This window comes from uncultured Limnohabitans sp., assembly GCF_937889215.1.
Lineage (GTDB): Bacteria > Pseudomonadota > Gammaproteobacteria > Burkholderiales > Burkholderiaceae_C > Limnohabitans_A.
In genome coordinates, this window is the sequence record NZ_CALBEX010000374.1 from 1 (window position 1) to 1,196 (window position 1,196).

A 1,196-nucleotide genomic window follows, 5' to 3' on the forward strand; every position below is an offset into this window, starting at 1 on the left:
ATTTCTTGGACGACCTGGAGCCACTCTTGCTTTGAATGGTCGTGCGGACTGTGTGATAGAAGTTCCGCGAGTATCGAAAGCCGATCCAAGCGCTTGATGAAGGCGCTCACCGTCAAATTCAGTGGCCCATGAGCTCATGGATGGGCCCTTTTAGCGGTAGAGACGGCCACTAATTCACCGCTGGCAAGATCCAATCGGATGCTGGCAACGTACGCTTAACTCACGATCACCATGCCCTGATGGTTGTGGAGTTATGCAGACCATTCTTAATTGGAACGAAATCAAATCCAGGGCATTGCTTTTCAGCAAAACCTGGGCCGACGCCTGCAACGAGGACAGCCAGGCCAAGCCTTTTTGGATCGACTTCTTTGAAATCTTTGGCATCACCAACAAACGCGTTGCCACCTTTGAGCTGAACGTCAAAAAGCTCGGCGGTGCGCAGGGCTTTGTGGATTTGTTTTGGCCCGGCGTACTGTTGGTGGAGCACAAGTCGCGCGGCAAAAGCCTGGACGACGCGGTGGACCAGGCCATTGGCTACCTGCACAACCTGCCCGAGCGCGACCTGCCCCAGCTGGTGGTGGTGTGCGACTTTGCCCGCTTTCGGGTGCGGCGCCTGGCCACGGGCGAGACGGTAGAGTTTGAACTCAAGCACCTGCACAAACACGTCAAGCTCTTTGGCCTGCTGGCGGGCTACAAGGTGCAAGACATCCGATCGGAAGACCCGGTCAACATCAAGGCCGCCGAACGCATGGGCCGTCTACACGACGCCCTGAAAGCCAGCGGCTACAGCGGCCACGCGCTCGAGGTGCTGCTGGTGCGCCTGCTGTTTTGTTTGTTTGCCGACGACACGGGCATCTTTCAGCCCGCGCAATCGTTCAGAGACTTTGTGGAAGAACGCACCGCGCCCGACGGCTCGGACCTGGGGCCGCGCCTGGGGCAACTGTTTCAGGTGCTCAACACGCACGAGAGCCAGCGCAGCAAAAACATCGACGAACAGCTGGGCCAGTTTGCATACATCAACGGCCGCCTGTTTGAAGAAACCTTGCCCATGGCCGACTTCAGCACCGCCATGCGCGAAGCCCTGCTGGACGCCTGTGCGCTGGACTGGTCGGCCATCAGCCCAGCGATTTTTGGCAGCTTGTTCCAAAGCATCATGGACGAAAAAGCCCGCCGCAACCTGGGCGCGCACTACACGT

At 58.2% G+C, this 1,196-nt stretch carries 1 protein-coding gene; it reads left to right on the forward strand.

The genetic code is table 11. The features are described 5' to 3' along the window. Positions 1 to 253 precede the first annotated feature (253 nt). Positions 254 to 1,196: type IIL restriction-modification enzyme MmeI (locus Q0341_RS09495; RefSeq protein WP_366522762.1), on the forward strand; the 943-nt coding region annotated here is incomplete at its 3' end.